Source organism: Sphingomonas sp. NFR15, from assembly GCF_900103265.1.
Classification (GTDB): Bacteria; Pseudomonadota; Alphaproteobacteria; order Sphingomonadales; family Sphingomonadaceae; genus Sphingomonas; species Sphingomonas pollutisoli.
In genome coordinates this window covers 170,790-190,367 of record NZ_FMWX01000006.1, presented here as the reverse complement: position 1 = coordinate 190,367, position 19,578 = coordinate 170,790, and the positions used below count along the sequence as shown (strand labels likewise).

At 67.8% G+C, this 19,578-nt stretch carries 23 protein-coding genes and 2 tRNA genes; 10 read left to right on the top strand and 15 right to left on the bottom strand.

Annotation, left to right across the window (positions count from 1 at the left end):
* Positions 1 to 138 precede the first annotated feature (138 nt).
* Positions 139 to 2,139 (top strand): threonine--tRNA ligase, encoded by a 2,001-nt coding sequence (gene thrS / locus BLS81_RS14680; protein ID WP_093224961.1) that lies wholly within the window; start codon positions 139 to 141, stop codon positions 2,137 to 2,139.
* A 1-nt stretch (position 2,140) separates the two neighbouring features.
* On the opposite strand, the gene BLS81_RS14675 is transcribed toward thrS, so the two are convergent.
* Entirely contained in the window at positions 2,141 to 2,398 is a 258-nt protein-coding gene (locus BLS81_RS14675; protein WP_093224959.1) for a hypothetical protein, read from the bottom strand.
* A gap of 199 nt (positions 2,399 to 2,597) precedes the next feature.
* Between BLS81_RS14675 and rhuM the strand changes: the two genes are divergently transcribed.
* Positions 2,598 to 3,632 carry a RhuM family protein gene (rhuM, locus tag BLS81_RS14670; protein ID WP_093224958.1) on the top strand — a complete coding sequence of 345 codons (1,035 nt, stop codon included), beginning with the start codon at positions 2,598 to 2,600 and terminating at the stop codon, positions 3,630 to 3,632.
* A gap of 97 nt (positions 3,633 to 3,729) precedes the next feature.
* Here rhuM and BLS81_RS14665 read toward each other — a convergent pair.
* Positions 3,730 to 3,803 (bottom strand) — tRNA-Gln (locus tag BLS81_RS14665).
* Positions 3,804 to 3,985: 182 nt separating this feature from the next.
* On the opposite strand from BLS81_RS14665, the gene BLS81_RS14660 reads away from it, so the two are divergent.
* Complete coding sequence (locus tag BLS81_RS14660) at positions 3,986 to 5,002, top strand: Ppx/GppA phosphatase family protein (protein WP_371128289.1); 1,017 nt, start codon at positions 3,986 to 3,988, stop codon at positions 5,000 to 5,002.
* A 10-nt stretch (positions 5,003 to 5,012) separates the two neighbouring features.
* Entirely contained in the window at positions 5,013 to 5,693 is a 681-nt protein-coding gene (locus BLS81_RS14655; protein ID WP_093224955.1) for an RlmE family RNA methyltransferase, read from the top strand.
* A gap of 92 nt (positions 5,694 to 5,785) precedes the next feature.
* Here the strand turns inward: BLS81_RS14655 and BLS81_RS14650 are convergent, their stop codons facing one another.
* A complete protein-coding gene (locus BLS81_RS14650) occupies positions 5,786 to 6,634 on the bottom strand; it encodes an oxidoreductase (protein ID WP_093224953.1) in 849 nt (282 codons plus the stop codon).
* A 53-nt stretch (positions 6,635 to 6,687) separates the two neighbouring features.
* On the opposite strand from BLS81_RS14650, the gene BLS81_RS14645 reads away from it, so the two are divergent.
* Entirely contained in the window at positions 6,688 to 7,311 is a 624-nt protein-coding gene (locus BLS81_RS14645) for a TetR/AcrR family transcriptional regulator (protein ID WP_093224952.1), read from the top strand.
* A gap of 213 nt (positions 7,312 to 7,524) precedes the next feature.
* Here the strand turns inward: BLS81_RS14645 and BLS81_RS14640 are convergent, their stop codons facing one another.
* From BLS81_RS14640 to ftsE, 4 genes are read right to left on the bottom strand one after another with little or no spacing between them, the layout of a single operon-like run.
* Positions 7,525 to 8,214 (bottom strand): lysophospholipid acyltransferase family protein, encoded by a 690-nt coding sequence (locus BLS81_RS14640; protein ID WP_093224950.1) that lies wholly within the window; start codon positions 8,212 to 8,214, stop codon positions 7,525 to 7,527.
* Positions 8,211 to 8,747, bottom strand: coding sequence for a YdcF family protein (locus BLS81_RS14635; RefSeq protein WP_093224949.1), 537 nt, complete (start codon positions 8,745 to 8,747; stop codon positions 8,211 to 8,213). Before BLS81_RS14635 ends, BLS81_RS14640 begins: the two co-directional genes overlap by 4 nt.
* Before the next feature lie 37 nt (positions 8,748 to 8,784).
* Positions 8,785 to 9,678, bottom strand: a complete 894-nt coding sequence (locus tag BLS81_RS14630) for a cell division protein FtsX (RefSeq protein ID WP_093224947.1) — start codon at positions 9,676 to 9,678, stop codon at positions 8,785 to 8,787.
* Complete coding sequence (gene ftsE, locus BLS81_RS14625; protein ID WP_093224945.1) at positions 9,675 to 10,397, bottom strand: cell division ATP-binding protein FtsE; 723 nt, start codon at positions 10,395 to 10,397, stop codon at positions 9,675 to 9,677. Before ftsE ends, BLS81_RS14630 begins: the two co-directional genes overlap by 4 nt.
* Positions 10,398 to 10,566: 169 nt before the next feature.
* Here ftsE and BLS81_RS14620 point away from each other — a divergent pair, with 169 nt between their 5' ends.
* The 3 genes from BLS81_RS14620 (at position 10,567) to infC (ending at position 12,358) form a co-directional block, all read left to right on the top strand.
* Positions 10,567 to 11,286, top strand: a complete 720-nt coding sequence (locus tag BLS81_RS14620) for an MJ0042-type zinc finger domain-containing protein (RefSeq protein ID WP_093224944.1) — start codon at positions 10,567 to 10,569, stop codon at positions 11,284 to 11,286.
* Between the two features lie 259 nt (positions 11,287 to 11,545).
* Positions 11,546 to 11,632, top strand: a tRNA-Leu gene (locus BLS81_RS14615).
* 189 nt (positions 11,633 to 11,821) lie between these two features.
* Positions 11,822 to 12,358: a translation initiation factor IF-3 gene (infC, locus tag BLS81_RS14610; protein WP_069204113.1), complete on the top strand. Its 537-nt coding sequence runs from the start codon at positions 11,822 to 11,824 to the stop codon at positions 12,356 to 12,358.
* Between the two features lie 29 nt (positions 12,359 to 12,387).
* Here infC and BLS81_RS21160 read toward each other — a convergent pair whose 3' ends face one another.
* The 7 genes from BLS81_RS21160 to BLS81_RS14580 form a co-directional block, all read right to left on the bottom strand.
* Positions 12,388 to 12,510 carry a hypothetical protein gene (locus tag BLS81_RS21160; RefSeq protein ID WP_256326255.1) on the bottom strand — a complete coding sequence of 41 codons (123 nt, stop codon included), beginning with the start codon at positions 12,508 to 12,510 and terminating at the stop codon, positions 12,388 to 12,390.
* A gap of 48 nt (positions 12,511 to 12,558) precedes the next feature.
* A complete protein-coding gene (locus tag BLS81_RS14605) occupies positions 12,559 to 12,783 on the bottom strand; it encodes a DUF3072 domain-containing protein (RefSeq protein ID WP_093224942.1) in 225 nt (74 codons plus the stop codon).
* 63 nt (positions 12,784 to 12,846) lie between these two features.
* Positions 12,847 to 13,524, bottom strand: coding sequence for a phytanoyl-CoA dioxygenase family protein (locus BLS81_RS14600; RefSeq protein ID WP_093224941.1), 678 nt, complete (start codon positions 13,522 to 13,524; stop codon positions 12,847 to 12,849).
* Positions 13,525 to 13,654: 130 nt separating this feature from the next.
* Entirely contained in the window at positions 13,655 to 14,584 is a 930-nt protein-coding gene (locus tag BLS81_RS14595) for an electron transfer flavoprotein subunit alpha/FixB family protein (RefSeq protein WP_093224939.1), read from the bottom strand.
* A 107-nt stretch (positions 14,585 to 14,691) separates the two neighbouring features.
* Positions 14,692 to 15,441, bottom strand: a complete 750-nt coding sequence (locus BLS81_RS14590; RefSeq protein WP_093224937.1) for an electron transfer flavoprotein subunit beta/FixA family protein — start codon at positions 15,439 to 15,441, stop codon at positions 14,692 to 14,694.
* 121 nt (positions 15,442 to 15,562) lie between these two features.
* Positions 15,563 to 16,762: an ADP-forming succinate--CoA ligase subunit beta gene (gene sucC / locus BLS81_RS14585; RefSeq protein ID WP_093224936.1), complete on the bottom strand. Its 1,200-nt coding sequence runs from the start codon at positions 16,760 to 16,762 to the stop codon at positions 15,563 to 15,565.
* A 122-nt stretch (positions 16,763 to 16,884) separates the two neighbouring features.
* Entirely contained in the window at positions 16,885 to 17,196 is a 312-nt protein-coding gene (locus BLS81_RS14580; RefSeq protein ID WP_093224934.1) for a hypothetical protein, read from the bottom strand.
* 21 nt (positions 17,197 to 17,217) lie between these two features.
* On the opposite strand from BLS81_RS14580, the gene BLS81_RS14575 reads away from it, so the two are divergent.
* Complete coding sequence (locus BLS81_RS14575; protein ID WP_093224932.1) at positions 17,218 to 17,718, top strand: sterol desaturase family protein; 501 nt, start codon at positions 17,218 to 17,220, stop codon at positions 17,716 to 17,718.
* Positions 17,715 to 18,464, top strand: a complete 750-nt coding sequence (locus BLS81_RS14570; protein ID WP_093224930.1) for a sulfite exporter TauE/SafE family protein — start codon at positions 17,715 to 17,717, stop codon at positions 18,462 to 18,464. Before BLS81_RS14575 ends, BLS81_RS14570 begins: the two co-directional genes overlap by 4 nt.
* A gap of 123 nt (positions 18,465 to 18,587) precedes the next feature.
* On the opposite strand, the gene BLS81_RS14565 is transcribed toward BLS81_RS14570, so the two are convergent.
* Positions 18,588 to 19,523: a ribose-phosphate pyrophosphokinase gene (locus tag BLS81_RS14565; protein ID WP_093224929.1), complete on the bottom strand. Its 936-nt coding sequence runs from the start codon at positions 19,521 to 19,523 to the stop codon at positions 18,588 to 18,590.
* Between the last annotated feature and the right edge of the window lie 55 nt (positions 19,524 to 19,578).

Here is a 19,578-nt window from a genome sequence, read left to right as displayed (position 1 = left end):
GGGGCAATCCGATCGCCCAGCCATCCAACGGCCCCGGCCTGCGCCGGGGCGACGGCGGTGGCGAGTCGGTCAAACCTTGCCTATATGCCTCCACCCCGCATAAGCGGCATCCTCTCACCTCAAACCGAGCGAACCTCCATGTCCGAAATGTTCCGCATCACGCTGCCCGACGGTTCCGTCCGTGAGGTAGCCCCGGGGACCACCCCGGCGGACATCGCCGCGGCGATCGGGCCGGGTCTCGCCAAGGCGGCGCTCGGCGCGCGCGTCGATGGCGAGTTGCGCGACATCACGCGCCCGTTCGAGCACGATTCGCAGCTCGCGCTGGTGACCGCGCGCGACGAGGCCGACGCGCTCGAACTCGTGCGCCACGATTATGCCCACATCCTCGCCGAGGCGGTGCAGCAGCTCTTCCCCGGCACGCAGATCACCTTCGGTCCCTCGACCGACGACGGCTTCTATTATGATTTCGCGCCAAAGGACCGCCCCTTAACCGAGGAAGACCTCCCCGCGATCGAGGAGGCGATGCGCGCCATCATCCGCGCCGACAAGCCGCTCAAGCGCGAAGTGTGGGAGCGCGAGGCGCTGATCGCGCGCTGGCGCGAGCAGGGCGAGACGTTCAAGGCCGAATGGGCCGCCGAACTGCCCGGTGACGAGCCGCTGACGGTCTATTGGTCGGGCGGCGACTGGCTCGACATGTGCCGTGGCCCCCACCTCGCCTCGACCGGCAAGCTCGATCCCGATGCGTTCAAGCTGACGCGCGTCTCGGGCGCCTATTGGCGCGGCGACCAGAACAACGCGATGCTCAGCCGCATCTACGGCACCGGCTGGCTCAACAAGAAGCAGCTCGCCGAGCATCTCACGCGGCTGGAAGAGGCCGCCAAGCGCGACCACCGCCGCATCGGGCAAGAGATGGACCTGTTCCACCTCCAGAGCGAAGCGCAAGGCTCGGTGTTCTGGCACCCCAAGGGCTTCGTGCTGTGGCGCGCGCTCGAGGCGTATATGCGCCGCCGGCTCGACGCCGCCGGCTATGCCGAGGTCAAGACGCCGCAGTTGATGGACGCGCGCCAGTGGGAGCAATCGGGCCATTGGGGCAAGTACCGCGAGAATATGTTCGTGGTGCCCGACGAAATCCCCAATGCCGAAGAGGACGGCCCGATCCTGTCGGGCAAGGCCGATCTGATGGCGTTGAAGCCGATGAACTGCCCGGCGCATGTGCTGATCTTCCGCCAGGGCATCAAATCCTACCGCGACCTGCCGATCCGCATGGCCGAATTCGGCTGCTGCCACCGCAACGAACCGCACGGCGCGCTCCACGGCATCATGCGCGTGCGCCAGTTCACCCAGGACGACGCGCATATCTTCGTGCGCGAGGACCAGTTGATCGGCGAGGTCCGCGCCTTCTGCGAGCTGCTCGACAGCGTGTACCGCGACCTCGGTTTCGAGGAGTATGCGGTCAAGCTCGCGCTGCGCCCCGACAAGCGCTTCGGCGACGATGCGATGTGGGACAAGGCCGAGCAGGAACTCCGCGAGGCGGTGCTGCAATCGGATTTGAGCGAGGCGATCAAGGCCAGGTTCGAGGAACTGCCCGGCGAAGGCGCGTTCTACGCGCCCAAGCTCGAATTCCACCTCACAGATGCGATCGGGCGGACGTGGCAGGTCGGCACGATCCAGTCCGACCGGGTGCTGCCCGAGCGGCTCGATGCCTCGTACGTCGGCGATGACGGCGAGCGCCACCGCCCGGTGATGCTCCACCGCGCGATCCTCGGCACGTTCGAACGCTTCCTCGGCATCCTGATCGAACACCACGCCGGCCGCTTCCCGCTCTGGCTCGCGCCGGTGCAGGCGGTGGTGGCGACGATCGTGTCGGACGCCGATGAGTATGCCGCCGTGGTCGCGGCCAAGCTCAAGGCGGCGGGGCTGCGCGTCGAGACCGACCTGCGCAACGAAAAGATCAACTACAAGGTGCGCGAACATTCGCTGGCGAAGGTTCCGAACCTGCTGGTGGTCGGCAAGCGCGAAGCCGAGGAAGGCACCGTCGCGCTCCGCCCGCTTGGCGAGGACGCGAAGCAGGAAGTGCTGTCGCTCGACGCGGTGATCGCTCGGTTGAAGGCCGAGGCGACCCCGCCCGATCTGCGGTGATTCAGCCCGTCGTCTCGGTCAATTCGGCGATCTCGAAGCGGTAGCTCCGCCAGCCACGCTGCGCCGCGGCCTCCTTGGTCGCGGCGCGCTTGCCGGTCGCGTCCTTGAGCGATTTTGCATGCCCCCAGAACACCTCGGTCCGCCCGTTCTCAAGCTCGGCGACGATCCGCCAGTAATGCGTGAACGCGGCCGCGGTCGGCCCGATCGTCTTGACGTACCCGTCGGGCATCGTGGCGGTGAGATAGCGCTTCTTCGGCATGGCGCTTCAGATACAACGCCCCGCCCGACACCAGAAGACCGTCGTCGGAGATGTTTCCGTTCAACGGAAGCGCCAATCGCGGCAAAGCTCGTGACCGCCGCTTACGTCTCGCCGAACCGCCGCGAAATCGCCCCCTTGCATGGCAACCGCCGTTCCCCGATTGTTCCGCTTGCCGAATCATCTGACGTGGAGGCGATCTATGCCGGAAATGGACCCTGTGGTTTTGCACGAGGATGAGAAGACGGGCGACCGCTTTCTCGTTTATGGCACCGACAAGGGCATGCGCCTCGACATTCGATATATAGGCGAGGCGCTATGGATGACCCAAGCGCAGATCGCCGACCTCTTTGGGCGGGATGTCTCGGTTATATCCAGGCATATCAGCAATATCCTGGAGGAAGGCGAACTCGACGAATCGACTTCTTTGCAAAAAGCGCAAACATCGACCGGGCGCCCCGCGAACCTCTACAGCCTCGATATGGTCATATCGGTCGGCTATCGGGTGTCGTCGGCTCAGGCTACGCTGTTCCGGCGCTGGGCGACCGAGAAGCTGGTGCAGTTCGCGACCAAGGGTTTCGTGATCGATTCCGTCCGCCTCAAGCAGCCGGAGAATGCGGATCGCATCGCCGAACTGCGCGAGATCATCCGGGATATCCGCTCGGACGAGGCGAACGTCTATCGCGAACTGCGTAAGATCTGCGCCATGTGCCAGGATTATGGTGCCAAATCTGAAGCGTGGCGAGATTTCTACACCAAGACCCAGGCCAAGATCGTCTATGCGGTGACGTCGCGTACGCCCGCTGAAATACTCGCCACCCGCGCCGACGTGACCCAGCCCAACATGGGCCTGACCACTTGGCCGAACGATACCATCAGAAAGGGTGACGTCACCGTCTCCAAAAACTATTTCGGCAATTCGGAGGTCAAGGAGCTGAATCGCCTGACCACCATCCTTCTTGACATCTTCGAGGACCAAGCCGCTGTCGGTCGTTTGGTCATGATGGACGACGCACGCCGCATCTTGGACCGGCAGCTCCAATCTCTCGGCCGCGTCGTGCTCACCCACGGCGGGAGCGTGTCGGCGCCCGATGCGAAGCGGCATGCCGAGCGCCAGTACGAAATCTACAGCGCGGCCCGAAAGGCCGAGCGCCAGATCGAAGCCGATAAGATGATGGCCGCGCTGAAAGCGCAGGACAACGCCCTCCCCAAAACCAGTCGCCCGACGCGTCGATGATCCTGATCGTCAGCGCGCCCAATTGGGGGACTCAATTTCGGCGGCAGTGCCGAGCGCTCGGAGATTGCCGAGCGATCCCATCGATATGACGAGCCGCTGGATGCCCCGTGAGGATTCGAACCTCAATTGACGGAGTCAGAGTCCGTAGTCTTACCTTTAGACGACGGGGCAACGCGGACTGGCCCCTTAGGTGGCGCGCGCTGGGCTGTCAACTGACTCACGTCGCCCGCTTGCCGCATCCGTTCGCCTGCGGTAGCGTGGCACCCAAGCACCGGGCGCGGGCCATTCCGGCACGTCGCAACGGCAGATGATGTAGAGAGTGAGTTGACGGCATGGGGGATCATTCGCCCAGAATGCCGCATCGGCGGGGGCAGTCCTCCGCCCATCCGGCTCCGAAGGAGGCGCGTGCGCAATGGCCGGGAGCGCGCCATTATGCCGCGCTCGATCTCGGCACCAACAATTGCCGGCTGCTGATCGTGCGGCCGCAGGGCGCCGGTTTCGCGGTGATCGATGCGTTTTCGCGGATCGTGCGGCTCGGCGAGGGGCTCGCCTCGTCGGGGCGGCTCAGCGATGCGGCGATCGAGCGCACCGTCGCCGCGCTGAAAATCTGTTCGGACAAATTGCGCCGCCGCAACGTCACGCTGTCGCGCGCGGTCGCGACCGAGGCGTGCCGGCGCGCGGCCAACGGCGCCGATTTCATCGCGCGCGCCTATGCCGAAACCGGCATCCACCTCGACATCATCACCGCCGAGGAGGAGGCGCGGCTCGCCGTGCTCGGCTGCCACGCGCTGATCGAGCCCGGCGAGGGGCCGGCGCTGATCTTCGATATCGGCGGCGGCTCGACCGAACTCGTGCTGGTCGATACGCGCGCGCCCAATCCGGTGGTGCTCGACTGGCACAGCGCGCCGTGGGGCGTCGTGTCGCTCACCGAAAGCCTCGGCCACGGCGACGGCGAGGACGGCCGCCTCGCCGCCTATGCGCGGATGCGCGCGGCGGTGGCGGAAAGCTTCGCGGGTTTCGCGCGGCGCCTGCCCCGCGTCGAGCGGCCGCGGCTGCTCGGCACCAGCGGCACGGTGACGACGCTCGCCAGCGTCCATCTCGAACTCTCGCATTATGATCGCGCCGCGGTCGATGGTCTGATCGTGCCCGCCACCTCGATGCGCAAGATCAGCCGCGACCTCTCGCGGATGAGCCTCGCCGAGCGCGCGCGGCTGCCCTGCATCGGCAACGAGCGCGCCGATCTGGTGGTGGCGGGCTGCGCGATCCTCGAAACCATCCTCGACCTCTGGCCGGCGGAGCGACTCGGCGTGGCCGATCGCGGCATCCGCGAAGGGATTTTACGCCGCCTCATGAACGGACCCGTGTTTTGAGCCATATCCGATGAGCCGCGACGGTGGCGGCCTGCGCACCCGCGTCAAGACCGCGCGCAAGCGCACCGCGCAATCGACGCGCTGGCTCGAACGCCAGCTCAACGATCCTTACGTCAAGCGCGCCAAGGCGGAGGGCTATCGCAGCCGCGCCGCCTATAAGCTGATCGAACTCGACGAGCGGTTCGGTTTCCTCAAGGGCGTCCGCCGCGTCGTCGATCTCGGCGTCGCGCCGGGCGGCTGGGCGCAGGTGGTGCGGCGGCAGGTTCCCAAGGCGAGCGTGGTCGGCATCGATCTGTTGCCGGTCGATCCGCTCGATGGCGTCATCCTGCTGCAAATGGACTTCATGGCCGATGCCGCGCCCGACCGGCTGATGGCCGAGTTGGGCGGCGCGCCCGATCTCGTCCTGTCGGACATGGCCGCCAACACCGTCGGCCATCCGCAGACCGACGCGCTGCGCACGATGGGGCTGGTCGAGGCGGCGGTCGCCTTCGCGGTGGACGTGCTCGAACCCGGCGGCGGCTTCGTCGGCAAGGTGTTCGCGGGCGGCGCCGATTCGGCGCTGGTCGCCGAGTTGAAGCGCAACTTCACCAGCGTCAAACACGCCAAGCCGCCGGCGAGCCGCAAGGGATCGTCCGAATGGTACGTGGTGGCGCAGGGGTTCAAGGGGCGAGCGGCGGCGGAAACTGAGTGACCAATTCCCTCTCCCGGCGGGAGAGGGAGGGAGCCGGCGCAGCCGGCGGAAGGGTGAGGGCGACGGAGCGCGCCCGGCCCCTCCCCATCCGCCTAGGACGAGGCGAAGCCGGTCGAGCGGGACAGCCCCTCCCAGGCGGCGATCTCGGCCCGCATCGCGTCGAGCTTCTGGTCGACCAGGCTCAACGCATCATCGCCCAGGAACAGCCGCGCCGGCGGCGTCTCGGCGTCCACCAGCGCGAGCAAGGCTTGCGCCGCCTTGGCCGGATCGCCCGGCTGGTTGCCGCTCTTGGCCTGGCGCGCCGCGCGGATCGGGTCCATCACCGCGTCATAATCGTCGATGCTGCGCGGCGTCCGGTCCATCGAGCGCCCCGCCCAATCGGTGCGGAACTGCCCCGGCGCCAGCGCCGTCACCCGGATGCCGAAGCTTGCAACCTCCTTGCCGAGCGCTTCGGAAATGCCTTCCAGGGCGAACTTGCTGCCGCAGTAGAAGCTTATCCCCGGCATGGTGATGAAACCGCCCATCGAGGTGACGTTGACGATATGGCCGGCGCGGCGCGCCCGCATTCCCGGCAGCACCGCCTTCATCATCGCCACCGGGCCGTACACATTCGCGGCGAACTGGCGCTGGAGATCGTCGATCGAGGATTCTTCGAGCACGCCTTCATGGCCGTACCCCGCATTGTTGACCAGCACCGCGACCGGCCCGACGGCGTGTTCCGCCGCCGCCACCGCCGCCGGGATCGCCGCGAAGTCGGTCACGTCGAGGATCAGCGGGTGCGCGCGCTCGGGCGCGAGCGCGGCGAACGCGTCGGCGTCGCCCGCGTTGCGCACCGTCCCGATCACCCGGTGACCGGCGTCAAGCGCCGCTTCCGCGAACGCGCGGCCGAGGCCAGAACTGACCCCGGTGATGAGAAATGTCTTGGATTGCGCTGTCGACATGGACCAACTCCGAATTACCGCATATCAATGTATATCATGATATAGATAGGGCCATGGCGCGAGACAAGAGTCAGATACCCGCCCCCGTCCGGGGCGAAGCGGTGCGCCAGCGTGTGATCGACGCGGCGGAGCGGCTGCTGCGGGGTGGCAAGGCCGACTTTTCGATGCGCGATCTCGCCGCCGAGGCCGCCGTCAGCTTCGCGACCCCGTTCAATCAGTTCGGGAGCAAGGGGGCGATCATGCACGCTTTGTCCGACCGCCGGATCGACACGATGATGGCGCGGCTCGCCGAAGCGCGCCAACCGCCGGGGGCGGCGGCGCGCGTCATGCTCGCCGTGGACATGGCGGTCGCGGTGATGCTGGAGGAACCCGACGTGAATCGCGCGGTGATGGGGTGGATCGGCACGGCCAGTCCGTTCCCCGGGCGCGCCTGGTCCCGCTCCACCGCGCTCTGGGTCTCGGCGCTGGCCGGCGGAGAGGGGATCGCGGAGCCCTTGCGGGAGCAGGCGCTCGGCTACCTGCCGAGGCAACTGGCGCTCGGCTTTCGCGGCGCCCTGTCGTTCTGGAGCGCCGGCGAACTGGCGGACGATGCACTCGGCGCCGAGGCGCGGGCGATCGCCGCCACGCTGCTGTTGGCGTTCGCCGATCGCGCGCCCACGCCCGATCCGGCCGGCTAGGCACCCGCGCGCCGGGCCGCCCCCCGTTGCGCCTGTCCTACACGCGCCGCCTCGGGCATGCTCGCGCACATGCTCTTTGACAGTGTCAGCGCCCGCGCCATCACGGCGCTCCGTCACGACCGGTACTTTATACCCGGCCGCCCCGCGCGTCCAAAAGTGACACCTGCGTCACCGTGGCGAGGATGGACAACGTTAGCGATCTTAGGCCGTCGGTCAGTCCCGCTCCAGCGCATTGATCGCCGCATGGACCCGCGCCTCGGCCTCCTTGCGCGACAGCCCCGGCGGGATCGGCTCGCCGAAGCGGATCGTCACCACGCCCGGCCGCTTCGGCCCGCGCCGTGGCCACACCCGCCCGCTGTCGAGCGCGACCGGCACCACCGGCAGCTTGAGCATCTGGTACAGCCCCGCGAACCCCGATTTGAGCGCGGGCCGCTCGCCCGGCGCGACCCGCGTGCCCTCGGGGAAGATCACGATCGAGCGGCCTGCGTCGAGCGCCACCTTGGCCTCCCCCAGCATCCGCCTGAGCGCGCCCGCCGACGCCTCGCGGTCGACCACGATCACGCCGTAGCGCCGCGCCGCCCGGCCCCAGATCGGAATGTCGGCGAGTTCCTGCTTCATCACGATCGCGGGGCGATTCAGGATGCGGCTCAGCTCGAGCGTCTCGTACATCGACTGGTGCTTGGCGGCGTAGAGCGCGGGCGTGCCGAGCTGCGGATCGCCCACGATCCGCGTCTCGATGCCGAGCAGCGCGCGCGCCGCCCAGCGGTGGAACCCGATCCAGGCGCGCGCGAGGCCGAGCAGCGCGGGGCGTCCGATCGCGGCGGCGAGCGGCGACAGCAGCACGAACGCCACCGATCCGCCGTAGAAGACCACCGCGAAGGCGAGATTGCCCAGACCGATCATGCCCCCACTCCCAGCGTCAGCGCCACCCAGCGGACGATCAGCTTGTTGTACTCGGCGACCAGCGTCAGGAAGCGTGGCTTGCTCGCGACGCCGTCGCCATAGGCGATGATGTCGTCTCCCGTCGCATGGACCAGTTCGAGCCGCGCGCGCGGCAGATGCCAGTTGGAGGTGACGAGCCGCACCGTCCGATAGCCATGCTCGCGCAGCCACTGCGCGGTCTCGTCCGCGTTGGAGCGCGTATCCACCGCCTCCTGGCCGAGATCGACGCAGCACGCCAGCAGCGAGGGGGGCACGCGATATTCGAGCGCGAGTTCGATCGGCCGCACCTCGGGCGCCACCCCGGTCACCAGCAGCCGCTTGGCGGCATGGCGCTGGAGGAGAGCGAGGCCGCGGTCGATCCGCCCCGCCCCGCCGGTCGGCACGACGATCGCGTCGGTGCGGCGGTCATCGAGCGGCCCCGGCATCGCCAGGAGGAACACGCCGAAGCCGCCGCCCCACAGCAGCGCGAGCGCGGCGGCGAGCTTGCGGATCATGAGCGGGGCGCTTCCGCGCACGGCATCTGCGAGCCCGTCACAGGATCTTCCTCAGCGCGCCGAGCACGGCGTAGCGCGCCGCGACCGTGGCGAGCAGCGCGAAGGCGAACGGCAGCAGCGCCAGCAGCGCCCAGTCGCGCCGGCCGAGCGCGAGGCCGTCGAGCAGGTCCGATCCGAGCGTCGCCAGCCGTGCGCCCAGCGCCGCCGCGACCGCCACCGCCAGCACCGTGCCGACCGCGCCGCCAAGCAGCGTGTCGAGCGCGATGCGGCGCTGGAACAGCCGCGCGATCTGCATGTCGGTCGAACCGAGCATGTGCATCACCTCGATCGTCTCGCGGTGCGTCTCGAGGCTCGCCCGCGCGGCCAGGATCACCACCGCCGCCGTCGCCCCCGCGATCAGCGCGACCAGCCCCGCCGCCAGCCAGATGACGAGCCGCATGAACCCGCTCACCGGCGACATCCAGCGCTGGTGCCGGTCGACCCGCGCGGAGGGCGCCACGCGCGCCACCGCCGCCGCGACCGAAGCGGCCGCCGCATCGCCGCCCGAGGTGAGATCGACATCGATCATCGCCGGGATCGGCAGATCGGGATCGGCGCCATCCGCCCCGAGCCACGGCCGCAGCAGCGCGGCGAGCCGCGCGCGATCGACCTCGGCCGCGTCGCGCACCCCCGGCGCGGCGCGCAGCGCGGCGAGCGCGGCGGCGGTCTGCGCGGCGCGCGCCGGCGCAGACGGCTCGACGATCTGCACGGTCAGCCGCCCGACCAGTTGCCGGTCGAGCAGCGCCGTCGCCGCCAGCGTGGCGAGGCCGAGCGCGGCGGCGAGCGCGGTGAGGAACAGCATGATCGCCATGATCCACATCATCGCGCGCGTGCCGCCCCGCTCGTCAAGCAGCCGGCGGTCGGCGGCGGCGGTGATGAAGCCGATCCTCATGCCGCCGCCCCCGGCGCCTGGCTTTCGGGGGGCGGGAAGCGCAGCGACCCGGTCGGATCGAGCAGGCGTCCCTTGTCGAGCCGCATCATGTGCGCGTCGGGGATGCGCCCGAGCAAATGGAAATCGTGCGTCGCGACGACGACGGTGGTGCCGAGCCGGTTGAGCGAATCGAACAGGTGCAGCAGCCGTTCGGCCATATCGGGATCGACGTTGCCGGTCGGTTCATCCGCGACGAGGATTTCGGGCCGGCCGATCACCGCGCGTGCGATCGCGACGCGCTGTTGCTCGCCGCCCGACAGCGTCGGCGGCTTGGCGTCGATCCGCCGGTCGAGCCCCACCCAGGCCAGCATCTCGCGGACCGGCGCGTCGATATCGCTCTCGGCTACCCCCGACACGCGCAACGGCAGCGCGATATTGTCATAGGCGGAGAGATGCGGGACGAGCCGGAAATCCTGGAACACCACGCCGATCCGCCGGCGGAAACCCGGCAGGCGCGCGCGCGGCAGCGTTACCGCGTCCTCGCCGAACAGGCGGATGCCGCCGCGCGTCGGGCGCTGCGCGAGATACAGCAATTTGAGCAGCGAGGTCTTGCCCGCGCCGCTCGTGCCGGTGAGGAAATAAAAGGCGCCGCTCGACAGCGTGAAGCTCACGTCGGACAAGGTCTCCGCGCCCGTGCCGTAGCGCAGGCCGACATTCTCGAACTGGACGATGTTCGCCATTGATCCCGGCGCTTGCCGCTCGCTTCCTTGCCGTACCCCAACGCAGGCCCATCGCACGATCGGGCGCGCCGCTTCAAGCCGGGCGACTCGAAAGACTTGCCACCGCGCGCGCCGGATGCTTAGATTCGTAGTGAGGCTGCAGGTGGCCCGCCGCCTCGGACTGCGTATCATGATCCTTGAATGCCCCGATTGTCGTACCCGTTATCTCGTCCCCGATACCGCGATCGGCGTGGATGGACGCACGGTGCGCTGCGCGAATTGCCGGCATAGCTGGTTCCAGCCGGGCGTCGAAACCGTCGAGGAGGACGCCCCCGAACCGCTCGCGCCGGCCCCCGAACCGGAGCCCGTTGAAGCGGCTCCCGAACCGCCGGCGGCGCCGGAAGCGCCGCGCGTGTATGAGGATGCCAGCTACACCCGCGCGATCGACCCGTTCGCGCATCGCCCGCCGTTCAAGCCGCGCCGCAACCCCGCGCGGCGCTGGACCCTGGCGGCGATCGTGGCGGGGCTGGTGATGCTGATCGCGGCGGGAATCGTGCTGTATTCGGGCGCGCCCGGGCTGGCCTCGCAGCTCGGCCTCCCGCTCGGGCCGCGCGACACCCCGCTGCGGATCGTCAGCAAGCCGATCGATCATCACGATCTCGATAACGGCAGCGAGATTTTCGCGATCAGCGGCACCGTGCTCAATCCGACCGATTCGCGGCAGCAGGTGCCCGACATCCGCGCCGAGCTGCGCGACGAGCAAGGCCGGCTCGTCTATAGCTGGACGATCCGCCCCGATGCGATGATGCTCGCGCCGCACGGCCAGGTCGGCTTCAACAGCGCCAAGCTCGACGTGCCGGTCAACGCCAAGAAGCTGGTGCTGAGCTTTTCAGGCGAAGCGCGGGACTGACCGGGCGACGTTTCGTGACGGCGGCAAGCCCTCGATCACGCCAACGTAATCCCATCCGTTCGCGCCGAGCGACGTCGAGGCGCCTGCGTTCCTGGCCTGTCCTTCGACTCCGCTCGGGACGATCGGGTAGAAGCGGGCTGGCGGGTAGGAGCGGGCCGGCGCCGTTTTTCAAACAAAAGATGATTGCTGTTGCCAGCCCGGATTCGCTTTGCTAGTGGCGCTCGCCTGCCAGCCACCGGGGCATCCCGGTGTATCACGTGCGGTCGTGGCGGAACTGGTAGACGCGCAACGTTGAGGTCGTTGTGGCCGAAAGGCCGTGGAAGTTCGAGTCTTCTCGACCGCACCACTCCCGGATCGGCGGGCGCCCGCGCGGCGCCCGCCGCCGGAGCAGGGGGCTTCCCCCTATATAGCCCCGTTGCGGATGCATCATCGGTCTAAATCGTGCGGCCCTTCGCCGGCACATCTTTCGCGTGCGCGCGAAATCCCCTATATAGGCTGATCTAAAACCTCAGGAGCAATACCCATACGTCCTCCCATGATCCGTCGCCCGCAGGGCGCGCCGATGCCGATGAACGGCCCGCGCTTCAATGAATTCATCCAGTCGCCCAAGGTCCGCGTGATCGACCAGGACGGCGAAAACCTGGGTGTGATGTACACGCGCGAGGCGTTCGAACAGGCGCAGGCGGTCGGGCTCGACCTCGTCGAAGTGTCGCCCAACGCCGATCCGCCCGTCGCCAAGTTCCTCGATGTCGGCAAGTTCAAGTACGAGGCGCAGAAGAAGGCCAACCTCGCGCGCAAATCGCAGAAGACGCAGGAGATCAAGGAGATCAAAATGCGTCCGAACATCGACGATCATGATTATGATACGAAGATGAAGAAGATCATCGAGTTCATCGGTGAGGGCGACAAGGTCAAGGTGACGCTGCGCTTCCGAGGCCGCGAATTGTCGCACGGCCAGCTCGGCATGCAACTCCTCCAGCGCGTCCAGGCCGATGCCGCCGAGACCGCCAAGGTCGAAGCCTATCCGCGCATGGAAGGCCGCCAGATGCTGATGGTGCTCTCCCCCAAATAAGCATGCGAAGCGCCCGGCAGTGACGCGAGTCACGCCGGGCGTTTGCGTGCGGTGGCAGGAGGCAGGATCGCGTCGGGCATCCCCACGCGCATCTCATGGCGCGCGGCGGTCACGTGCTTCGACACGCTCAGCACGAACGCAGCGGAGAGCATCGTCTCCAACTCCGCCCAACGTATCGCGCACGCCGTCCCTCGCCGCGGTCAGCGGCTGAGCGCGCCCTTCAACTCATCGATGCGCTTGGACGCATCCGCCTTGGTCAGATCCTCGGGCGGCGGGGTTTCGCCGGCTTCCTCGCTCAGCGTGGTGAGATAGCTTGCCTGCGCGCCGGTCATCGGCTCGCCACCCGAGACCCAGTCGGACGGGTCTTTTTCGGTATTCGATCCAGGATGCTCGTCGAGCTTGGGATTGTGCGGCTGGTCGGTCATCGCTTGCCTCATGTGTTCGTGATATGTTCTGAACGCGAGAACCGGCACGCGGTTCCCGTCAGGTTAAACGCCGAGCCACCTCAGCCCGCTGGGCAAATCGTACGCCGCGAAATCGACCTGGAATACGCGCCGTCGGCCGGGCTCGGCCGCAGCCGCCGAGCCATGCAAGATCGGCGTAGCGTAAAGCCAAACATCCCCAGCGTCCGCCAGGCAGGCGACCGAGCCGTGGTCGGCCACAACCGCCTCGATACGATCCTCGGCGATCCGCCCGAGCCTGTGCGTACCCGGTGCGACGAGCAATGGCGCGTTGGTGGCTGGCACCGCATCGAGATGCACGCGCATTGTCAGCATACCTGCCAGCAACGCCGCTGGTGGAGCGACGTGGAGCATCCCCTGTTTCACAGACCACGGCCCGTAGCCCGGCGTGTCGATCCGCTCGCGCACGGCGATCACGCGGTCCTGATGCCAGCCGAGCGCCCAATTCGTGTCGGCGGTCTTGTCGAAGAGGATCGCGCGAACCGGCCGGGCGCGCGGACCAAGGCGAACGCCGGCGAGATGGCCGAGCGCCGCGTCGGGGGCGAGGAGCGCGGTCAGCGCGGGGATGCCGTGCAGGCGCGTACCGGCGCGCTCAGCCGGCAGCGTATCCGCCAAAGCTAGAAGGTGCGACAGGATCGGAAGCGCGGCGCAGTCCAGGCGTTCGGCACCGTGGCGTTCGAGCGAGAGATTGTCCGCGCTTACCATTCGGTCTGCTCATATGGCAGCGACGCGGGCAAAGCCCGCGTCGTCGGCCGCGGCTATGGCCGCGCCGGCCGGTCGAAATGGTGCATGCGCGCTTCGCTTGCACGCACCGGACCGGAGCTTCGCTCCGATCCTACAATTTCGACGTCAACTCCGGCACGATCTTGAACAGATCGCCGACCAGCCCGATGTCGGCGACCTGGAAGATCGGCGCGTCCTCGTCCTTGTTGATCGCGATGATCGTCTTCGAATCCTTCATGCCGGCAAGATGCTGGATCGCGCCCGAAATGCCGACCGCGATATACACTTCGGGGGCGACGATCTTGCCGGTCTGGCCGACCTGATAGTCGTTGGGGACATAGCCCGCATCGACCGCCGCGCGGCTCGCGCCCACGCCCGCGCCGAGCTTGTCGGCGAGCGGCTCGATCAGCGCGTGGAAATTCTCGCCGTTCTGGAGCGCCCGTCCGCCCGAGACGATGATCTTCGCCGAGGTCAGTTCGGGCCGCTCCGACGTCGCGATCTCGCTGCCGACATAGGTCGAGACGCCCGCGTCGGTCGCGCCCGACACCGGCTCGACCGGTGCCGAGCCCCCTTCGGCCGCTGCCTTCTCGAACGCGGTGCCGCGTACCGAGATCACCTTCTTGGCGTCCTTCGATTGCACCGTCGCGATCGCATTGCCAGCGTAGATCGGGCGCGTGAACGTGTCTGCGCTTTCGACGCTGAGGATGTCCGAAATCTGCATCACATCGAGCAACGCGGCGACGCGGGGCGCGATGTTCTTGCCGTTGGTGGTGGCGGGCACCAGAAACGCGTCGTGATCCGCCATCAGCGTCGCCACCAGCGGCGCGACGTTCTCGGGCAGCGCGTGCGCGAGCGCGGCCTCGTCGGCGACCAACACCTTCGCGACGCCGGCGATCTTGGCCGCGGCGTCGGCCGCTGCGGACACGCCTTCACCCGCGACGAGCAGCACCACGTCGCCGAGCTTGGCGGCGGCGGTCACCGTCGGAAGCGTGGCATCCTTGACGGCGGTGCCGTCATGTTCGACCCAAACCAGAACGCTCATCTATCTCGGTCCTCTCATTCCCGTTCGGGCCGAGCCAGTCGAAGCCCGCGCCCGAAACACGCCCGTCGACACGCTCAGGGCGAACGGTTCGATATGTTCGGCGCGCCTTACTTCGCGACGCCCAGCGCCTTCAGCTTGCCGACCAGCTCATCGACATCGGCGACCTTGACGCCCGCCGAGCGCTTCGCCGGCTCCTCGACCTTCAGCGTGGTCAGGCGCGGCGACACATCGACGCCGAAATCGGCGGCGGTCTTGGTCGCGAGCGGCTTGGACTTCGCCTTCATGATGTTGGGCAGCGAGGCGTAGCGCGGCTCGTTGAGGCGCAGATCGGTGGTCACGATCGCGGGGAGCTTGAGCTTCTCGGTCTCGGCCCCGCCATCGACCTCGCGCGTGACGGTGACGAAATCGCCCTCCACCTCGATCTTCGAGGCGAACGTGCCCTGTCCCCAGCCGGTCAGCGCGGCGAGCATCTGCCCGGTCTGGTTGTTGTCGTCGTCGATCGCCTGCTTGCCGAGGATGACGAGCGAGGGCTGTTCCTCGTCCGCGATCGCCTTGAGCAGCTTGGCGACGCCGAGCGGCTCGACCTTGGTATCGGAGGTTACGAGGATCGCGCGGTCGGCGCCCATCGCCAGCGCGGTGCGCAGCGTGTCCTGCGCCTTGGGTTCGCCGATCGACACCACGACGATCTCGGTGACGACGCCCTTTTCCTTGAGGCGGATCGCCTCTTCGACGGCGATCTCGTCGAACGGGTTCATGCTCATCTTGACGTTGGCGAGGTCGATCCCCGTCCCGTCCGCCTTCACCCGGGGCTTCACATTGTAATCAAGCACCCGCTTGACCGGCACCAGCACCTTCATGCGGCAGTCCTCTCACGTTCCTTCGCGCGACACGGCGCTTCGCGAGACTGCCGTGCGCGATGCGGCGGCCGGTTGGCAAATGTAAAGTTGCAAACCGGCCGGCGCTACCTTTGCAAACCGCTTACGCGGCCTTCTTCACCTCTGCCACGATCTTCTTCGCGGCATCGCCCAGATCGTTCGCCGGAACGATCGCCAGACCCGAATTGGCGAGGATGTCCTTGCCCTGCTGGACGTTGGTGCCCTCGAGGCGGACGACCAGCGGCACCGACAGGTTCACTTCCTTGGCGGCGGCGACGATGCCCTCGGCGATGATGTCGCACTTCATGATGCCGCCGAAGATGTTGACGAGGATGCCCTTCACGTTCGGATCGGCGAGGATGATCTTGAACGCGGCGGTCACCTTCTCCTTGTTGGCGCCACCGCCGACGTCGAGGAAGTTCGCGGGGAACATGCCGTTGAGCTTGATGATGTCCATCGTCGCCATCGCGAGGCCGGCGCCGTTGACCATGCAGCCGATGTCGCCGTCGAGCTTGATATAGGCGAGGTCGTACTTCGAGGCTTCGAGCTCGGCCGGGTCTTCCTCGGTCTCGTCGCGCAGTTCGAGCAGATCCTTGTGGCGGAATATCGCATTGCCGTCGAAGCCGACCTTGGCGTCGAGCACGAGCAACTGGCCCTGCTTGGTGACCGCGAGCGGGTTGATCTCGATCTGCTCGGCATCGGTGCCGAGGAAGGCGGCATACAGCTTCGCCGCGGTCGAGGCCGCCTGCTTGGCGAGATCGCCGGTCAGGCCGAGCGCGGCAGCCACGGCACGGCCATGATGCGGCATGAAGCCGGTCGCGGTGTCGATGTCGATCGCGTGGATCTTCTCGGGCGTGTCGTGCGCGACGGTTTCGATGTCCATGCCGCCCTCGGTCGAGACGACCATCGAGACGCGGCCGGTCGCACGGTTGACGAGCAGCGCGAGGTAGAATTCCTTGTCGATGTCGGCGCCGTCGGTGACGTACAGGCGGTTGACCTGCTTGCCATGCTCGCCGGTCTGGATCGTCACCAGCGTGTTGCCGAGCATGTCGGCCGCCGCCGCGCGGACTTCCTCCTCGTTCCAGGCGAGGCGCACGCCGCCCTTCGCCTCGGGCGGCAGTTCCTTGAACTTGCCCTTGCCACGGCCGCCGGCGTGGATCTGCGCCTTCACGACGTAGAGCGGCCCAGGCAGCTTCTTCGAAGCCTCGACGGCCTCCTCCACGGTCATCGCGGCATAGCCCGCGGGGACCGGCACGCCATATTTCGCGAGCAGTTCCTTGGCCTGATATTCGTGAATGTTCATGGCGCGCGCCTTTTCGAGTTGCGGACAGTTGATCCGCCTAAAGCACAGCGGCCCGCGCGAATCCACCCCTGCAGCGCAGCCGTCGGCGACCGGCCATCAAAGGGTGTTGATATTGCGAAACGTTATCGCGCAAGCCCACTCGCGCATAACGCCGCCGCCGTGGCGGTGACATCGACGATTTCGGGATCGTCGAGCGCGCGCAGTTCGCGGATGAGGCCGTCGATGCCCCGCGCACGGCGCGCCTTGCCGATCTCGCCGAGCCGGCGCAACTGGGCGATCGAAAGCCGGTCGCTCATCCGCGCGGCCATGCACCCCGCGATCGGCTGTGGCACGCCCGCGCTTATCAGCCCGGCGCGCACCTGCCCTTCGGGTGCCGAACAGCCGGCGAGCGCGGCGACCAGCAACAGCGGGATCAGGCGTCGCGTCTTGGCCATTGGGGCGCTATAGCGCCGCCTATGCCGTGGACCAACGCCCTTCTCCTCTTCCTCGCGACGATCGCGGGCATGGAAGTGTTCGCTTATGCCGCGCACCGCTGGGTGATGCATGGCCCCGGCTGGTTCCTCCACGCCAGCCACCACCGCGCGCGCCATGGCTGGTTCGAGCTCAACGATCTCTACGCCGCGATCTTCGCGGTGCCGTCGTTCGTGCTGCTGCTCGGCGGGTTGCAACTCGGCTGGTGGCCGGGCTTCACCTGGATCGGCGCGGGGATCGCCGCCTATGGCGCGATCTATTTCGGCTTCCATGACGTGATCGTCCATGCGCGCGTGCCGCACCGCTACGTGCCGCGATCGGTTTATATGAAGCGGATCGTGCAGGCGCACCGGCTCCACCATGTCGTCGAGACCAAGCACGGCACGGTGAGCTTCGGCTTCCTCTACGCACCCAGGCCCGAAGCGCTCAAGGCCGAGCTCAAGCGGCGCGCGCGCGCCGGCGTGCGGGCGCCGGCCGCGCGGTGAGCGAATCGCTGCTGTTCTATGCGCTGGCGGTGCCGGCGGTGATCCTGCTCGGCCTCTCGAAAGGCGGGTTCGCGGGGATGGGCGCGCTCTCGCTGCCGATCCTCGCGATGACGATCTCGCCGGTACGCGCGGCGGCGATCCTGCTGCCGATCCTGATCGCGCAGGACGTGGTGAGCGTGTGGGCGTTCCGCCGCGACTGGGACGGTTTCGTGCTGGCGTGGATGCTGCCCGGCGCGATCATCGGCATCGCGCTCGCCTATCTGTTCGCCGCGCATGTCGATCCGGACGCGGTGCTCGGCCTGGTCGGCGGGATCTCCATCGTGTTCGGGCTGTACCGGCTGTGGCTCGAGCGGCGCGGCGGCGCGGTGCCGGCAGCCAGGTCGCCCGGCTGGGTGGGGACGCTCGCGGGGGTGGTGTCGGGCTTCACCAGCCAGATCGCGCACGCGGGACAGCCGCCGTTCCAGCTCTGGGTGCTGCCGCGCCGGCTGCCGCGCGACGTGCTGGTCGGCACCACCGCGATTTTCTTCGCCGCGACCAACTGGTTGAAAGTCCCGGCCTATTGGGCGCTCGGCCAGTTCACCGCGCGCAATCTCACGACGGCGGCGCTGCTGATGCCGGTCGCGATCCTCTCGACCGTGGCGGGCGTGTGGCTGGTCCGGCGCGTGTCGCCGCAGCGCTTCTACGGCGCGATCTATGCGCTGATGATCGTCGTCGGTGTGAAGCTAGTGTGGGACGCGGTGGCTTAGGCATCCCGAACCGCTTGCCCCGTTCCCACTGAGCTTGTCGAAGTGCGTGCCCCAGACGCCGCGCATCTGGCACGTGCTTCGACAAGCTCAGCACGAACGGGGGAAGGGGGCGATCAGATCACCTCAGTCGAACAGCGACGACACCGAACTCTCGTCGGCGATCCGCTTGATCGCTTCGCCGAGCAGCGGCGCGATCGTCAGGTGGCGGATTCGCTTGGCGGCGGTGATCGCCTCCAGCGCGCCGATCGAATCGGTAATGACCAGTTCCTCCAGCGCCGACGCCTCGACGCGCGCGACCGCTCCGCCCGAGAGCACGCCGTGGGTGACATAAGCGACCACACCGGAGGCGCCCGCGTCTTTCAGCGCGGCGGCGGCGTTGCAGAGCGTGCCGGCCGAATCGACGATATCGTCGATCAGGATGCAGAACCGCCCCTCGACATCGCCGATGATGTTCATCACCTCCGATTCGCCCGCCCGCTCGCGGCGTTTGTCGACGATCGCGAGCGGCGCGTTGTCGAGTCGCTTGGCGAGCGCGCGCGCGCGGACCACGCCGCCGACGTCGGGCGAGACGACCATCAGGTTGCGCCCGCCGAAGCGCGCCTCGATGTCCGCCGACATCACCGGCGCGGCGAACAGATTGTCGGTCGGGATATCGAAGAAACCCTGGATCTGCCCGGCGTGAAGATCCACCGACAGCACCCGATTCGCGCCCGCGACGGTGATGAGGTTGGCGACCAGCTTCGCCGAGATCGGCGTGCGCGGCCCCGGCTTGCGGTCCTGTCGGGCATAGCCGAAATAGGGGACGACCGCGGTGATGCGTCGCGCCGACGCGCGCTTGAGCGCGTCGATGCAGATCAGCAATTCCATGAGGTTGTCGTTGGCCGGATAGCCGGTCGACTGGATCACGAACACGTCCTCGCCGCGCACGTTCTCCTGGATTTCGACGAACACCTCCTCGTCGGCGAAGCGGCGCACGCTCGCCTGCGTGAGCGGCATCTCGAGATAGGCGGCGATGTCGCGCGCCAGCGGCAGGTTCGAATTGCCGGTGAGGAGTTTCATGGTGGCGGCCCCTTACGCGCGACGTTTGCCGCCCCCTTAGAGGGACGGTAGGGAT

Excerpts from the sequence above, each read along its gene's own strand:
- thrS (WP_093224961.1), top strand. The coding sequence starts at position 139 with ATGTCCGAAATGTTCCGCATCACGCTGCCCGACGGTTCCGTCCGTGAG.
- BLS81_RS14675 (WP_093224959.1), bottom strand. The coding sequence starts at position 2,398 with ATGCCGAAGAAGCGCTATCTCACCGCCACGATGCCCGACGGGTACGTC.
- rhuM (WP_093224958.1), top strand. The coding sequence starts at position 2,598 with ATGCCGGAAATGGACCCTGTGGTTTTGCACGAGGATGAGAAGACGGGC.
- BLS81_RS14660 (WP_371128289.1), top strand. The coding sequence starts at position 3,986 with ATGCCGCATCGGCGGGGGCAGTCCTCCGCCCATCCGGCTCCGAAGGAG.
- BLS81_RS14655 (WP_093224955.1), top strand. The coding sequence starts at position 5,013 with ATGAGCCGCGACGGTGGCGGCCTGCGCACCCGCGTCAAGACCGCGCGC.
- BLS81_RS14650 (WP_093224953.1), bottom strand. The coding sequence starts at position 6,634 with ATGTCGACAGCGCAATCCAAGACATTTCTCATCACCGGGGTCAGTTCT.
- BLS81_RS14645 (WP_093224952.1), top strand. The coding sequence starts at position 6,688 with ATGGCGCGAGACAAGAGTCAGATACCCGCCCCCGTCCGGGGCGAAGCG.
- BLS81_RS14640 (WP_093224950.1), bottom strand. The coding sequence starts at position 8,214 with ATGATCGGTCTGGGCAATCTCGCCTTCGCGGTGGTCTTCTACGGCGGA.
- BLS81_RS14635 (WP_093224949.1), bottom strand. The coding sequence starts at position 8,747 with ATGATCCGCAAGCTCGCCGCCGCGCTCGCGCTGCTGTGGGGCGGCGGC.
- BLS81_RS14630 (WP_093224947.1), bottom strand. The coding sequence starts at position 9,678 with ATGAGGATCGGCTTCATCACCGCCGCCGCCGACCGCCGGCTGCTTGAC.
- ftsE (WP_093224945.1), bottom strand. The coding sequence starts at position 10,397 with ATGGCGAACATCGTCCAGTTCGAGAATGTCGGCCTGCGCTACGGCACG.
- BLS81_RS14620 (WP_093224944.1), top strand. The coding sequence starts at position 10,567 with ATGATCCTTGAATGCCCCGATTGTCGTACCCGTTATCTCGTCCCCGAT.
- infC (WP_069204113.1), top strand. The coding sequence starts at position 11,822 with ATGATCCGTCGCCCGCAGGGCGCGCCGATGCCGATGAACGGCCCGCGC.
- BLS81_RS21160 (WP_256326255.1), bottom strand. The coding sequence starts at position 12,510 with ATGCTCTCCGCTGCGTTCGTGCTGAGCGTGTCGAAGCACGTGACCGCC.
- BLS81_RS14605 (WP_093224942.1), bottom strand. The coding sequence starts at position 12,783 with ATGACCGACCAGCCGCACAATCCCAAGCTCGACGAGCATCCTGGATCG.
- BLS81_RS14600 (WP_093224941.1), bottom strand. The coding sequence starts at position 13,524 with ATGGTAAGCGCGGACAATCTCTCGCTCGAACGCCACGGTGCCGAACGC.
- BLS81_RS14595 (WP_093224939.1), bottom strand. The coding sequence starts at position 14,584 with ATGAGCGTTCTGGTTTGGGTCGAACATGACGGCACCGCCGTCAAGGAT.
- BLS81_RS14590 (WP_093224937.1), bottom strand. The coding sequence starts at position 15,441 with ATGAAGGTGCTGGTGCCGGTCAAGCGGGTGCTTGATTACAATGTGAAG.
- sucC (WP_093224936.1), bottom strand. The coding sequence starts at position 16,762 with ATGAACATTCACGAATATCAGGCCAAGGAACTGCTCGCGAAATATGGC.
- BLS81_RS14580 (WP_093224934.1), bottom strand. The coding sequence starts at position 17,196 with ATGGCCAAGACGCGACGCCTGATCCCGCTGTTGCTGGTCGCCGCGCTC.
- BLS81_RS14575 (WP_093224932.1), top strand. The coding sequence starts at position 17,218 with ATGCCGTGGACCAACGCCCTTCTCCTCTTCCTCGCGACGATCGCGGGC.
- BLS81_RS14565 (WP_093224929.1), bottom strand. The coding sequence starts at position 19,523 with ATGAAACTCCTCACCGGCAATTCGAACCTGCCGCTGGCGCGCGACATC.